Below are 13,882 nucleotides of genomic sequence, written 5' to 3'. Positions count from 1 at the left end.
TATAAATAGGGGTGTCATCATGCGTTTAAGAAATAAACCTTGGGCTGAAGACCGTTTGAATGATTTTCCACAATATGTAATTCAGCAACCAGTGAGCCATAAAGGTAAATGGCATGAAGTTTTCGGTAACGATAATCCGTTATATATTGAAGTGGGTACGGGAAAAGGCCGTTTCATCACAGAAATGGCAAAAGCCCATCCTGATGTGAATTTCATTGGAATTGAAGTATATGGAAGCGTCATTGTAGCTGCTTTGGACTTGCTGATTGAAGCGGATGTTCCAAATTTAAGGCTGTTGAATGTTGACGCAGCGAACTTAGGGGACTATTTTGCAAAAGGTGACGTGGACCGCGTCTACTTGAATTTCTCTGATCCATGGCCGAAATCACGTCATGCAAAACGTCGGTTAACATACAAGACCTTCCTCGAAGTATATGAAGGCATCCTGCCAGACAAAGGCGAGATTCACTTCAAGACGGATAACCAAGGGTTATTCGAATCTTCTTTGAAAAGTATTTCCGAGTACGGCATGCTCTTGAAATATGTAAGCCTTGATCTTCACAATAGCAGTTTTGAAGGCAACATCATGACTGAATATGAAGAAAAGTTCTCGAGTAAAGGCAACCGGATATACCGATTGGAAGCAATGTTCCAATAATCATCGATCAAAAACCAGGTGCACAGCATCTGGTTTTTTTCTTGTTAAGGCGGTGTATTTCATTCAGGAGGGTGACTTGATCTTTATCGATTTCAATATATGGAAGTGGGTGTTAAACTAAAGGAAGAGGAGGGGTAAAATGGAAACGATGCAAATAGGGGAAATTAAATTAACATGGTTGAATGGCGGTGTGACTCACTTGGATGGCGGTGCGATGTTCGGTGTTGTACCGAAACCGCTTTGGGCCAAGAAGTATCCTGTTAACGAAAATAACCAAATCGAGCTACGTACGGATCCGATTTTGGTGCAGGCCAATGGATTGAACATGCTTATAGATTCCGGTATTGGCAATGGAAAGCTGAATGACAAGCAGAAACGGAATTTTGGGGTGACGGAGGAATCCAATCTTGTCGAAGATCTTGGCAGACTTGGGATTCAGCCAAATGATATCGATTACATTTTAATGACCCATCTACATTTCGACCATGCCTGCGGTTTGACGAAACGTGAAGGTGAAACTTGGGTGCCTGTTTTCGAGCGTGCAGAAATCATTACGACCCAAACTGAATGGGTGGAAATGAAAAACCCGAATATTCGTTCAAAAAGTACATATTGGGCAGAAAACTGGGAGGCTGTCGCTTCTCTTGTACGTCCTTTTGAAGGTGAGCAGGAAATTACGGACGGCATTAAAATGATCCATACCGGGGGGCATAGTGATGGACATGCGATCATCATCATTGAGGATGGTGGGGATAGATTGATTCACATGGCAGATATCATGCCGACGCACGCGCATGCGAATGTCCTCTGGGTCCTCGCTTATGACGATTATCCCATGACTTCCATCGAGGCGAAGGAAAAGTGGATGAAATCCGGACTGGAAAATGGGTCCTGGTATAGCTTTTATCATGATGCCCAATACTGTGCCATCAAATGGGATGTAACGGGTAAGGAGATAATAGCCGAATTGAAACGGAAGCGATAAGAGGGAAAGCAAAAGGAGGACGTCATTTTGACGGCCCTCCTGTTGTTGTTTCAATCATTTTGCGCATTAAGCTCCAATATCGTTCCTGTTGATGCATCTGCAACAAACTCGAATTGCTCGCTTTTACCCTCTGTGTTTCTAGTGATCCCGCCTTTGTACACTTCATAGTCCAAGTCATTTTTTGTATAATTCTCCGGCTTCATCAAGATCCATGAGCCAAATATATTTCCATCCTTTTTAACTGTTTCCTTCACTTGGGCCAAGACTCTATCGGGAGAAGGTTTACTTGATTGATCCAATAGTTGTTTTGTCGCATAGCCAGCAGCAAACCCTGCTGCAGTACCTAGTAAAAACGTTTTCCAATTCATTGATTTCTCCTCCATTGCATTTATTAAAATCGCTTCTTCCAGTATACAGAAGAACGCTTTATTTGACTAATAATTTGAAATTTTACCCATTAACTGATAAATTAGAACTTTCTAGTGTATCACGATGCTAAGTTCTGTAAAATAGTAAGAAACAATACATAGGTTAGGGGTAGAAAAATGAATCATGAGACTTTGGAGCTTTTTAAAACATTGACGGAATTACCGGGAGCCTCGGGAAATGAACATGCAGTTCGGAGTTTCATGAAGCGGGAGCTGGAAAAGTATTCGGATGAAATCGTCCAGGATCGCCTTGGCGGAATATTTGGCGTAAAAAGAGGCGATGAGGATGGGCCGACTGTACTAGTTGCCGGACACATGGATGAAGTGGGATTCATGGTCACTTCAGTAACAGAAAATGGAATGATACGCTTTCAGACCTTGGGAGGCTGGTGGAGTCAAGTGCTATTGGCCCAAAGAGTCGAGATCATAACCGATAACGGTCCGGTCATTGGTGTCATCGGTTCGATTCCGCCCCATTTGCTTGATGAATCGCAACGCTCAAAACCAATGGATATCAAAAATATGCTGATTGATATCGGGGCGGATGATAAGGAAGATGTGAAGAGAATCGGCATTAAGCCAGGTCAGCAGATTGTACCGATTTGCCCATTCACTCCTATGGCCAATGAGAAGAAAATCCTCGCAAAAGCGTGGGATAATCGTTACGGCTGCGGACTTGCGATAGAATTGTTAAAGGATTTAAAAGGTGAAACGTTACCGAATATCTTATATTCCGGGGCAACCGTCCAGGAGGAAGTCGGGTTACGGGGTGCGCAAACTGCAGCTCATATGATCAAACCGGATCTTTTCTTCGCTTTGGATGCAAGTCCGGCGAACGATATGTCCGGCAGTAAAAGTGAATTTGGCCAGCTAGGAAAAGGGGCACTGCTCCGCATTTTCGATCGTTCGATGGTCACTCATCGCGGCATGAGGGAATTCATCCTCGATACGGCCGAGTCTAATGAGATTCCGTATCAATATTTCGTTTCCCAAGGCGGCACGGATGCAGGGCAAGTCCATATTGCAAACGAAGGCATTCCAAGCGGGGTGATTGGCATTTGTTCCCGCTATATTCATACACATGCATCCATGATTCATATTGATGATTATGCCGCTGCACGTGAACTGATTGGGAAATTGGTTCGTTCCTGTGATAAAACGACATTCGAGACCTTGATTAATAACGGTTGATAGTGGAAGCTGAAATGGAAAGGGGTGCTGTCATGAATCCTTTTCCATCAGCTTTTTTTACATAGAAGGAAGGTAATTATATTGAAAATAGCAGTAGGCAGTAAAAATCCGGCGAAAGTAAGTGCCGTGCTTGGTGTATATGAAGATGCAGAAATCATTTCGCTTCAAGTGGAGAGCGGGGTCCCGGAACAGCCTTTTTCAGACGAGGAAACGATGGAGGGGGCAATGACACGTGCCCGGAACTGCTTGATTCACAGTGATGCCGAAATGGGTATCGGGCTTGAAGGCGGTGTCGTGAAAATGGGACAAGCCCTGTTTCTGTGTAATTGGGGTGCAATGGCAACAAGGGACGGTGAGGTCTTTGTAGCTGCCGGAGCGAGAATCCCAGTTCCGGGAATTGTTGCTGAGAAGCTGCTGGACGGTGAAGAGTTGGGCCCGGTGATGGATGCCTTCACAAGGCAAGAGAATATTAGCAAAAAGGAAGGAGCGATCGGCGTATTTACAAATGAGCGAATCACCAGGGGGGAAATGTTCCTTCATATCATGAGGATGCTAGCCGGTCAACACGAGTATAAGCTGAAAATGAAAAAGCAGGATTTTTGAATCACTGTCATGGAAAAGCGGGTTTCGAATGATGGAAACGAACACTGCCAAAACAGAGCAGGAACGGACAGGATTTTATTGAGCGGCCTTGCTAGTATAGTGACAAGGGGGGAGCGAAATGGGGTGGGTTGAATCAATCCAAAAGGCCATCGAATATATCGAGGAGCACTTATTGGAGGACCTGACGATCGAGAGTATTTCCAGGCAGGCGAATGCCTCAGCTTTTCATTTTCAACGGACATTCACCATTTTAACGGATATAACCATTGGTGACTATATCCGTCGTCGAAGACTGACCTTAGCGGCCCAGGAGATTTCATCAACAAATGGCAAGGTCATTGATTTAGCCTACAAGTATGGCTATGACACCCCCGAGGCGTTTTCAAAAGCTTTTCGAAGGCAGCATGGGGTATCTCCAAGCGAAGCCCGAAAGTATATGGGGAAGCTGAAATTCTATGAACGCCTGGTGATACAGGTGATTCTGAAAGGGGCAAAACCGATGAAATACAATATCCTTGAAAGGGATTCCTTTCAATTGATTGGAATCAAGCAAGAGTTTTCTTTGGTTAATGAAGAGAATTTGATCGGGATTCCAAAGTTGTGGGAGAAAGTGAATTCGGATGGAACAGGAGATAGGTTAGCGAAGTTGAACAATGGCCAAATAGATGGCTTGATTGGTGTATGTGTCGATAAGCGGGCTGTGGAAAAAAATGAAACGATGGATTATTGGATAGGTGCAGAGTATGCCGGGAAAGTGCCTGAAGAGTTTTCAACCCTTACGATACCGGCTTCCAAGTGGGTTGCATTCGAAGTTCACGGACCTATGCCGGATGCCATCCAACAAGCTTGGAAACGAATTTTTTCCGAATGGTTCCCTACCAGCGGTTATGAACATGCCGGAACTCCAGAATTGGAAGTATACGCGAATGACGACGCTTCAAACCCTGACTATTACTCCGAAATTTGGATTCCCATTAAAAAGGGATAAGATAAAATATTCGTTTTTCGCTTGCAGGGGAGGCCCTGCAAGCTTTTTATTCGTTTCTTTATAAATGATCAGTCTTTCATACTTGAGCTGGACAGTTAAGGGACAATGGGATTTACAGCCCTTCTTCAAAAATATAAGAAAGCACCTTCATGGCTTGGTTAACGGATTCTACCGTGACACTCGCCTTTTCCGATAATTCCTTTAAGGCATGATGATGGGATTCCGGACGAATCAAAATAAGCGGTTTACCCAGGGAAATGGCGGTGCTTGCGTCCATGGCAGTATTCCACTGTTTATATTTCTCGCCAAACAGAGCGACGACAAGATCAGCTTTTTTCATCAAAAGGCCTGTCCGCAAATTATTGATTTGGGAAGCGGCCGCATCCTTCAGGATGGGATTCGGCTGTTCCCCGAGGATATCTTCACCGATATTATCGGAGCGTTCATGATTTTCCATCGGGCCTACAAATTCTAAAGGAAGCTTCAGTGCAGCGGACTTATCTCTCAGCTCACTTCTCCAATTTGAATGGATCTCCCCAGCAAGATACACGGTTAACTTCATTGTTTTCCTCCTCGGTATTAAAATTGCTTTCATTGTACCATGTTTTTTAGAAAATGGATGAATTCCATAAATAAGGATAATATTATCCATAAGGTAGTAAAAGAGACGGCTGGAGGAATGACGATGGCTTTATCGAATAAGAATATCCTTGTTTTTCTGTTGATAAGCAGTTTGATTGTGGGCTGCTCAAGTATCGAGAGACAAACCGAAAAGGCTATGAAGGCTGCTGAAGTGGCTTTTCGTGACGATGAAAAACAGCCCAATCAAGAGGCGGGGCTAATTCAGGTCTATCTGCCAAAGGATTTTAAAGTAGTGGAAGAACATGATAATAATTTGATTTTACAAAAAGGTGATAAGATTTATATATTATTTGACAATCCAAATGAAAAAGAAGACAGCTCCGTGATATATTTGGCGATAAAGGAACAAGATGATCAAAATGTAATGCTGCATTCTTTTCAGACTGAAGATAAATTCGGCTTTATCTCGATCAAAGAGATACCGAAAGAAAAGTATGAGCTTGCAGTGGGAATCGGCGGGGTGAAGCTGACAACCGAAACGGATAAAGACCAATTAAAAACCGATGCAAAACAAATGATGGAAATCGTTTCATCCGTGCCCCAGAAATAAGCTGACCCCTGCCTTTCAACCGATCCGTATTAATGGTTGATTTCTGGAGAGTCTGGTATGATGGGATTATAAAAACTAAGGTGTCATTTAGAGCAGGAGGAATATTCAAATGGAAAATTTACAAACCGTTGAGCAATATGATGCATTGAAAAATGAAGGCAAACATATCTTTCTTTTTTCGGCGACATGGTGTGGGGATTGCCGTGTAATCGAACCGATAATGCCGGAGATTGAAACGAAATTTCCTGACTTTACATTCATTCATGTGGACCGTGATGAATTCATCGATGTGTGTGCGGCTAATGATGTATTCGGTATACCAAGTTTCATCGCGTATGATAATGGTAAAGAGCTAGGCAGATTCGTGAGCAAGGATCGTAAAACGCAAGAACAAATTGAGGAATTCATACAATCACTATAATCAATATCCCCTTCTCGCTGGGGATTTTTCAATGAAGAGGAGGGTCAGTCATGAAAATGGACAGCACGAAGCTGAAAAATATCCTGAAGGAACGTTTAAAAGATGAAAATCGCACATTTAAATTCGATAGCAAGAAAGATACGTTACGGGTGGAAAATGTGAAGACCGGGAAGGGTATCACCATCGAGTTGCCTCCTGTACTTGCTAACTATGAAAACGTACAGGAAAAGGCCATCGATGAAATTATCTATTACGTGGAAGAGGCCCTGAATGTGATGGGGGGAGAACATAGCATGGAAGGCAAGGAGAAATTCATTTTCCCAGTCATCCGCTCGACCTCCTTTCCAATGGAATCGGAAGAAGGAAATCCATTTTTATTCGATGAGCATACGGCTGAAACCCGGATTTTTTATGCCCTTGATTTAGGGAAAACCTACCGTCTTATAGATGAAAAGATGATTCAACGGGAAAATTGGCAGGGTGACAGGATCCGTGAAATTGCCCTTTTTAATGCCCGTTCCCTCTCCACTGAAATGAAGTCGGATATCGTTGCAGGTAATGCATTTTATTTTTTGAACACGAATGATGGTTATGATGCCAGCAGGATCCTGAATGAATCATGGCTTCGGGAAATGAAGGACAAGATCGAGGGAACCATGGCTGTGGCCATTCCCCATCAGGACGTCATCATCATTGCCGATGTGAAGAATGATACGGGCTATGATATTCTTGCGCAAATGGCGATGAGCTTCTTTGCCAGCGGTCATGTTCCAATAACGGCTCTATCATTTCTTTACGAAGAAAATGAGTTGGAGCCCATCTTCATTATGGGTAAAAACAAAAAGCGTGAACAATAATATATTGAATACATAAGGACCGTGTCAGCATCTGACAGCGGTCCTTTTAAAGTTTAATAGAGTTTATGACCCTTAGAGTTGATATTTATTTTTTAATCGGTGATAATATAATTGTAATATTTTGAAAATATGGAATAAAACAATATAACGAGCGGATGAACGTTGTGGGAGAGTGCAAAGCATTGAGCCACCGAAGGAGCAAGTTCCAAAAATATCCCTTGGAGCAAATCTCTCAGGTAAATGGTACCGCAGCTGGACGCAACTCTGGAGAGCGCGCAGGAAGTGTGCCACCAACGGGGAAACCTCCATGACCAAAATGGAGTTAATCTCTCAGGTAAAAGGACAGAGAAGGGAGCGGTAAGTTTACGGAACCCTTCTCTGTCCTTTTTTATTTGGCTTTTTACATACAGAAGGTTTACAGCGAACATGGAACTTACTAATATGCTAATCAACTTGAAATAATGGGGGAGAATAATCGTGAATGTGAAAAGCAAATTAATGAACATGCTTGAAGCCCGTAAAGGGGAAATGGTTCAAATCCGCCGTCATTTACACGAGAATCCGGAGCTATCCTTCAAAGAAGAGAAAACGGCAAAATATATCATTGATTTTTATAAGGGGAAAGATGTATCGATTCAAACGAATGTAGGAAATGGATTAGGGATCATCGTGACGATCGAAGGTGGAAAACCAGGGAAAACGATAGGTCTCCGTGCCGATTTCGATGCACTGCCGATTTCAGAAGAAGCGGAGGTTCCATTCCGTTCAAAAAATGAAGGTGTCATGCATGCCTGCGGACACGATGGGCATACCGCTTATTTATTGGTATTGGCAGACTGCATCAATGAGCTGAAAGATTCCCTATCAGGTACGATCAAAATAATTCATCAACATGCAGAAGAAACACCCCCCGGAGGAGCCAAAAGCATTATGGAATCAGGGTTTTTGGATGAACTGGATGCTGTTTTTGGAATCCATTTATTTCCTTCTCATCCAGCAGGGGTTGTCGGGTATCGCGGCGGCTATTCGATGGCTGGACGGACCTATTTCAAGTTAGCGATAAAGGGTGTAGGCGGCCATGGATCCTCCCCGCATATGGCTAATGATACCATTGTGGCAGGCGCCCATTTCGTGACAGCCGTACAAACCGTAATCAGCCGTCGCTTGAACCCTTTTGATATGGGTGTAGTCACAATCGGCTCCTTCGATGGAAAAGGAAGCTTTAATGTCATTAAAGATCGTATAGAAATTGAAGGGGATGTTCGTTATATGACAGCAGAGACCCAACAGCTGATCGATAAGGAAATCCACCGGATCGTTAAAGGGGTAGAAACGGAATTTGATGTTCAGTGCGAACTTACATATGTTCCCGATTATCCTCCGTTATATAATGACCCTGAACTGACGCGATTCGTGAAAAATAGCCTGGAAAGCATGGATGACAAAGATATTAAGAAGGTTGTGGAATTTCCGGTTTTCTCTGGTTCAGAAGATTTTTCGTATTATGCAGAAAAGATTCCTGGCTGCTTCTTTTACATTGGCTGTAAACCGAAAGGGGTGGAGAAGGCATATTTCAATCACCATCCTAAATTCGACATTGATGAGGATGCCCTTTTGATCGCTTCCAAATCAGTGGCGCAGGTTGTATGCAGTTTTTATGAATGGAAATAGTACCTTTGGTCTTTGTTTGCAAAAAAAACGCAGAAACCCACAAAACACCGTTCGGTATTAACGAACGGTGTTTTATGGGTTGCGGCAGGTATTTGGATGCCGTCGGCGGTTTCATGAAGGATGTTGCAATGAATTGGCCAGTCTGCTTCAAAGGCTGCATGAAAACTTAATCTCTTTGTAAACGCGATTTAACAGCGGTGTTTTATTTAAATAGTAGACTAGGGGCTAATGTTATTTCGCAATTAATAGGTTTAAACTCATTCCAAAAGGGGTTTAATAGGGTAGGAGTTCTGCGAAATACGTTAAGTTAGCAGGAATACGATAAAAAAAAAAGATGCTAATCCCAATTCAGCTTAAATTTTCTCGATATTTTTAAAATAACTGGTAGAATTAGTTACATAACTACAGATGTAGAAAGAGTGATAGTTTTGAAATGGCTAAATAAGATGAAAAAATGGTTCCAAGCAGAGGAAATTATTGAAATCGAAGAAATTATTATAGATGAGCCGCTTGATGAAGAGACATTAAAGAAAATGGATTTTTCAAAGCTTTCTAAGTCAAAGAAAGAAGAAATAAAGGTTTACAATCAAAAAGTGGAAAAAATGTCCCAGACGCCAGACCCGGATACGAAAATCCTGTTTCAATATCCAAAAGGACAGTTCAAGTTTCCGCTCATTCCAGACCGGGAGCAGAATAAAAGAAAGCCTAGGGAAAGAAACAGGGAAGAAAGTGAACCCAAACAGGGGAAGAATGTGACCAAAGAAACAACGAGAAGGCCTGTAAGGGATACTGAACCAAAACGGAGAAGCTTCGACCGGGAGGAAACCTCAAAAATAGTCCCGTCAAATACTCCATTCCGCCCAACGGAAATCCCTTCACCCATTTATGGGTTCCGTCGTCCGGAAAAAAAAACAGTCCCTTCTGAAGAAATTGTCGAATATGAATTAGAAAGCAAAATGCCCATCCTTAAAAAAGAAGGACCCGATATCGAGATTCCGGTACCGATCCCTGAAATCTCAAAAGAAGTGTCACATGAGGAAATGACGATAGAACCATCCGTTCTTATACCGGAACAAGCTGAAAAAAAAAGGGAAGATTCGGAGATACCCGCTTTCTTTCGTAGGAATTCCATTGAGTCACTGCCAGAAGAAGCAGTAAGCGAGCCTGACATAATTGAGCCTGCGGTGGAAAAAGAGGCTATTGAACAGGACCAGGTCGATTTTGGACGCGAAGTCGCTGTATCCATCATGGAACAGGCGGACGACACCCCGCCTGAAGCTATATCGGTTCCTGGGGAGGTTGCTGCACAATCAAATCAACCATCCGTTAGTCAAGGGACACTGCCTGAAGATCCATCTGAGGCAATACCTGAAGTGCAGCCTAAACGTCCGAAAAAACATATCCCATTTAATGTGATGATGCTTAAGCAAGATCGGGAAAAAAACAGCTTCATGAATAAAATGATGCCGGAAAAAAAAAGCCTTAATTCGGAAAGGGCAGTAGTTTCCCCTGATAAGCGACCAATGAATGATGCTGCTGAAACGGAGACAGGACAAGCGAAACCATCCGCCATTCCTGAACGGAAACAAGAGGAAGGCAGAGTTATGCCGAAAGAGGGGACTCCGGTCATTACACCAACCTTTTTGGACACTAAGGCTGGTTCGGAAATCGCCGCCGTGCCTGTAAATACAGTTGAATCCAATATTGGTTCCAGCCCGGTCACTAAGCCGCTCTTGGAACAGGAATCCCCCATTTCCGGAAATGGGTATCAAGAAGCAGTTTATACAGAGGCGGCAGCAGAAAGTGGCCAGGGCGATACCCCTGCAGTTTTTGGCTCCGTGGAAGCGGAGGATAATCCATATTATGTGTTTCCGAATATCGAATTGCTGACACCTCCCACTTATGCTGTGCATGATGATGAGTGGCTCGAGGAACAGACTTTATTACTTGATGAGACATTGAAAAATTTCAATGTCCGTGCAAAGGTCGTCAATGTCACTCAAGGACCGGCAGTAACTCGTTTCGAGGTGCATCCGGAGCCGGGAGTGAAGGTGAATAAAGTGACGAACCTGATGGATGACATCAAATTAAGCCTTGCTGCTCAGGATATGCGGATGGAAGCGCCTATTCCGGGTAAACATACAATTGGCATCGAGATTCCGAACAGGAAAAGCAAACCGGTATTTTTGCGTGAGGTTTTGGAAAGTACTGAGTTTCAAGAGCATGAATCACCGCTTGCCGTGGCTTTAGGACTCGATATATCCGGTCAGCCGATTATCACGGATTTGAGAAAGATGCCGCATGGATTGATAGCCGGGCAAACGGGATCGGGGAAAAGTGTATGTATCAACACGATGCTGGTCAGCTTGCTGTATAAAGCGACGCCGCAGGAATTGAAATTACTGTTGATCGATCCGAAAATGGTCGAGCTCGCCCCATATAACCGGATCCCGCATTTGGTCAGTCCAGTCATAACCGATGTAAAAGCGGCTACGGCTGCGTTGAAATGGGCTGTAGAGGAGATGGAACGGCGTTATGAATTGTTTGTACATGCCGGTGTGCGTGATATCACCCGCTTTAATGACCAAGCGGAAAAAGCCGGTCAATATTCAAGCAAGCTGCCTTATATCCTAGTGATCATCGATGAGCTTGCAGATCTAATGATGATGTCCCCGGCTGATGTAGAGGAAGCGATTTGCCGGATTGCGCAAAAGGCCCGTGCCTGCGGCATCCATTTGATTGTAGCCACTCAAAGACCTTCAGTCGATGTCATAACTGGATTGATCAAGGCAAATATCCCGACAAGGATCGCTTTTTCGGTTTCTTCACAAGTCGACTCACGTACAATCATCGATAGCGGCGGTGCAGAAAAATTATTGGGAAGAGGAGATATGTTATTCGCTGAAAACGGCTCTTCGAAAACGGTGCGCCTGCAAGGGACTTTCGTGAGTGATGAAGAAATCGATCAAGTCGTAAACCATGTTAAACTGGAGCAGCAGCCGAAATACCTGTTTGAACAGGAAGACTTGCTGAACAGGGCCGAAGTCACGGAAGATGCGGATGAACTGTTTTTCGAGGCCTGTGAATTTGTCGTGAGCCAGCAGGCGGCATCTGCATCGAGTGTCCAAAGGCGCTTCCGTGTCGGTTATAACCGTGCATCGCGTCTAATAGAAATGATGGAGCAACGGGGAGTCGTTTCCGAATCCAGGGGCTCAAGGCCCAGGGATGTATTGATTACGGAAGAAGAACTGGAATTTTTACATGTTAATTAAGAGAACCTAATAAAAGGAAATTGAATATAATGTGAAAGGGTGAAAACCCTTTTTTATCACCTTAATTGAGGGAAAAACCAATGATTTGATAAATTGGCATCTGCCTGACATGGATGAATGAATAAAAAAGTGATATAATAGTTTTTTGTTGATGAATGATTGAAGATAAGAGCTTGAAAAACCTATTAAGAAATTGCGTTACTAACAAGTCTCGTAATGGAAAAAACAAATAAAAGATGACGTCATATACTGTCATACAGGTAGACGATTGGTGGAGGTTCGCTTTATGACTGCTTACCATTTTGTGGGAATTAAAGGGTCGGGTATGAGTGCTCTTGCACAAATACTGCATGATATGAATATTGAAGTGCAGGGTTCCGATTACGAAAAAGAATTTTTTACACAATTGGCATTAGAAAAAGCCGGGATTAAAATCCTTCCTTTCAACGAGGAAAATATTCAACCTGGAATGACCATCATTGCAGGAAATGCGTTTCCGGATAGTCATCCGGAAATCGTGAAGGCAAAAGAACTTGATTTGCCGATTATCCGTTATCACCGCTTCCTAGGTGATTTCATGAAAAACTTCATTAGCGTGGCCGTTACGGGAGCGCATGGTAAAACATCGACGACCGGTTTGCTTGCCCATGTAATGGGGGGCGCTAAACCGACATCCTTCTTGATTGGGGATGGAACGGGTAAAGGTATCGTGAATTCTGATTACTTCGTATTCGAAGCATGTGAATATCGCCGTCATTTCCTTTCCTATTATCCGGATTATGCAATCATGACGAATATCGATTTTGATCATCCTGATTATTACGCCAATGTCGAAGACGTGTTCGAGGCTTTCCAAACGATGGCCCTTCAAGTCAACAAAGGCATCATTGCGTGCGGGGATGATGAGCATTTACCACATATTCAGGCGAAAGTACCGGTTATTTTTTACGGATTTGCAGAAGGAAATGATTTTCAAGCGAAAAATGTTTCCGTCACTCCGGATGGCACGACTTTTGATGTGCATGTAAGGAACAATTACTATGATACATTCACTATTCCTACTTTTGGAAAACATAATGTGTTGAATGCACTTGGTGTCATTGCACTTTGTAAATATGAAAACTTGGATACGGAAGCTGTGAAAGCCCAGTTGCGGACTTTTGGCGGAGTTAAACGCCGGTTCTCCGAAAAGGAAATCGGAAGTCAGATCATCATTGATGATTATGCACACCATCCGACCGAGATCTCTGCAACTGTCGACTCGGCGCGTCAGAAATATCCAGAGCGTGAAGTTGTTGCGGTATTCCAGCCACATACTTTCTCGAGAACGCAGGCATTCCTGGATGAATTCGCCGACAGCTTGAATTTGGCCGACAAAGTATACTTATGTGAAATTTTTGGATCTGCTCGTGAACATCAAGGGAAGTTATCGATTGAAGACCTTCAAGATAAGATTCCCGGTGCCGAGCTGATTACGGAGAACACAACATCAATATTGCAACATCATGAAAACAGTGTCGTGTTATTCATGGGTGCGGGGGACATTCAAAAGTTCCAGGCAGCCTACGAGCATTCACTGCAGGTAAAATAAAAAAAACGACCATCCGTTAATAGCG

13 protein-coding genes and 1 riboswitch are annotated in these 13,882 nt (G+C 43.4%); of the genes, 11 read left to right on the top strand and 2 right to left on the bottom strand.

The window, feature by feature from the left end; genetic code table 11:
- The first annotated feature begins 19 nt into the window (after positions 1 to 19).
- Together trmB and MKY17_RS20840 are read left to right on the top strand one after the other, a co-directional pair.
- Positions 20 to 658, top strand: coding sequence for a tRNA (guanosine(46)-N7)-methyltransferase TrmB (gene trmB / locus MKY17_RS20845; protein ID WP_098369918.1), 639 nt, complete (start codon positions 20 to 22; stop codon positions 656 to 658).
- 139 nt (positions 659 to 797) lie between these two features.
- The gene (locus MKY17_RS20840) at positions 798 to 1,643 is read left to right on the top strand and encodes an MBL fold metallo-hydrolase (RefSeq protein ID WP_098369919.1); all 846 of its coding nucleotides are present in this window, start codon (positions 798 to 800) and stop codon (positions 1,641 to 1,643) included.
- 50 nt (positions 1,644 to 1,693) lie between these two features.
- Here the strand turns inward: MKY17_RS20840 and MKY17_RS20835 are convergent, their stop codons facing one another.
- A complete protein-coding gene (locus tag MKY17_RS20835) occupies positions 1,694 to 2,011 on the bottom strand; it encodes a hypothetical protein (protein WP_339200545.1) in 318 nt (105 codons plus the stop codon).
- Between the two features lie 177 nt (positions 2,012 to 2,188).
- Here MKY17_RS20835 and MKY17_RS20830 point away from each other — a divergent pair, with 177 nt between their 5' ends.
- The 3 genes from MKY17_RS20830 (at position 2,189) to MKY17_RS20820 (ending at position 4,853) form a co-directional block, all read left to right on the top strand.
- Entirely contained in the window at positions 2,189 to 3,262 is a 1,074-nt protein-coding gene (locus tag MKY17_RS20830) for a M42 family metallopeptidase (protein ID WP_076364630.1), read from the top strand.
- A gap of 81 nt (positions 3,263 to 3,343) precedes the next feature.
- The gene (locus MKY17_RS20825) at positions 3,344 to 3,865 is read left to right on the top strand and encodes a DUF84 family protein (RefSeq protein WP_098369922.1); all 522 of its coding nucleotides are present in this window, start codon (positions 3,344 to 3,346) and stop codon (positions 3,863 to 3,865) included.
- 118 nt (positions 3,866 to 3,983) lie between these two features.
- Entirely contained in the window at positions 3,984 to 4,853 is an 870-nt protein-coding gene (locus MKY17_RS20820; protein WP_339200544.1) for an AraC family transcriptional regulator, read from the top strand.
- 112 nt (positions 4,854 to 4,965) lie between these two features.
- Here MKY17_RS20820 and MKY17_RS20815 read toward each other — a convergent pair whose 3' ends face one another.
- A complete protein-coding gene (locus MKY17_RS20815; protein WP_098369924.1) occupies positions 4,966 to 5,415 on the bottom strand; it encodes a YtoQ family protein in 450 nt (149 codons plus the stop codon).
- A 123-nt stretch (positions 5,416 to 5,538) separates the two neighbouring features.
- Between MKY17_RS20815 and MKY17_RS20810 the strand changes: the two genes are divergently transcribed.
- The 6 genes from MKY17_RS20810 (at position 5,539) to murC (ending at position 13,857) form a co-directional block, all read left to right on the top strand.
- Entirely contained in the window at positions 5,539 to 6,045 is a 507-nt protein-coding gene (locus MKY17_RS20810; protein ID WP_098369925.1) for a hypothetical protein, read from the top strand.
- 109 nt (positions 6,046 to 6,154) lie between these two features.
- Positions 6,155 to 6,466 carry a thioredoxin family protein gene (locus MKY17_RS20805; protein ID WP_076364640.1) on the top strand — a complete coding sequence of 104 codons (312 nt, stop codon included), beginning with the start codon at positions 6,155 to 6,157 and terminating at the stop codon, positions 6,464 to 6,466.
- Between the two features lie 50 nt (positions 6,467 to 6,516).
- Positions 6,517 to 7,323 (top strand): DUF1444 domain-containing protein, encoded by an 807-nt coding sequence (locus tag MKY17_RS20800; protein ID WP_098369926.1) that lies wholly within the window; start codon positions 6,517 to 6,519, stop codon positions 7,321 to 7,323.
- 254 nt (positions 7,324 to 7,577) lie between these two features.
- Positions 7,578 to 7,679: riboswitch (glycine riboswitch) on the top strand.
- 127 nt (positions 7,680 to 7,806) lie between these two features.
- Positions 7,807 to 8,994, top strand: a complete 1,188-nt coding sequence (locus MKY17_RS20795; RefSeq protein ID WP_339202429.1) for an amidohydrolase — start codon at positions 7,807 to 7,809, stop codon at positions 8,992 to 8,994.
- A gap of 428 nt (positions 8,995 to 9,422) precedes the next feature.
- Entirely contained in the window at positions 9,423 to 12,266 is a 2,844-nt protein-coding gene (locus MKY17_RS20790) for a DNA translocase FtsK (RefSeq protein ID WP_339200541.1), read from the top strand.
- 286 nt (positions 12,267 to 12,552) lie between these two features.
- On the top strand, positions 12,553 to 13,857 hold the full coding sequence (gene murC / locus MKY17_RS20785) for a UDP-N-acetylmuramate--L-alanine ligase (protein ID WP_098369927.1): 1,305 nt from the start codon (positions 12,553 to 12,555) through the stop codon (positions 13,855 to 13,857).
- Positions 13,858 to 13,882: the final 25 nt, after the last annotated feature.

Source organism: Peribacillus sp. FSL P2-0133 (assembly GCF_037975445.1).
Classification (GTDB): domain Bacteria; phylum Bacillota; class Bacilli; order Bacillales; family DSM-1321; genus Peribacillus; species Peribacillus simplex_E.
The sequence above is the reverse complement of the archived record's forward strand: the minus strand, read 5'-3'. Positions and strand labels throughout refer to the sequence as shown.